The sequence below is a fragment of the Oleiphilus sp. HI0128 genome (assembly GCF_001635365.1).
Genome location: NZ_LWGG01001497.1, coordinates 1 through 816 on the forward strand (window position 1 = coordinate 1; position 816 = coordinate 816).

The following is an 816-nucleotide window of genomic DNA, read 5'->3' on the forward strand; positions in this document are numbered from 1 at the left end:
CTAACATGCTAATGGTTGGGGCCTTCCCTCATGGCTTCAATATGATCTACAGCCTTGGCGGCTTACATTCTTCACATATATTTTGGATTCCGACCCTGGTTTGTATTGCCTATCTATTAGCCAACAGAAAGTCTGGACTATTTTGGTTTTGCACCTCATTCACTAGCATTGGCTTATTGGTGTACTTCGATCGCAGCGGTGTGGTATGGGACAACTATCCTTTCAGTGAAAGCCAGAAGCTTATAGACACCTATTCCGGCTACTTATTGCCAATGATCATTATATGGCTTGGCCAGAGCTATGCTTTTCGCATAAGGCAAGAATCACTAGCTGAAGCAATCCAAGCAAATGAAGAGACAAGTAGTCTGGTAATTTCGGCCGAAAAGAACTCACAGCGCTTAGGAGAGATTCTGAATGAAGCCAAGTCGACATGCCATACCCTATCCACCTCATCAAGATCCTTGCTAGAAAACATCAAAAAAATGAACAGTGATAGCCAGTCAATTGAAAACGGCGCACATTCTCAACTCGAGGCTTCTGAGCAGATTGATGCAACAGTTAGCGAAACGCAAACAACGCTTAGCGAGACATCTTCTCTTGTGAGAGAAATTGAAACTGTGACAAGAACTACACAAGCAAATGTCACATCTACCGCAGACTCCATGAAGAAAACAACAGAAAGCATGGATAAGATCAAACAAAGCTTCTCAAAAATTGAAGATGTTATTCAGGTCATTTCCGGTATCGTTAGCCAAACGAACTTACTTGCATTAAACGCAACAATCGAAGCTGCACGTGCTGGTGACAGGGGGCGTG

At 43.3% G+C, this 816-nt stretch carries 1 protein-coding gene; it reads left to right on the forward strand.

Annotation, left to right across the window (positions count from 1 at the left end; all coding sequences use genetic code 11):
- A partial coding sequence (locus A3763_RS24685; RefSeq protein WP_231872317.1) for a methyl-accepting chemotaxis protein occupies positions 1-816 on the forward strand: 816 nt, incomplete at both ends.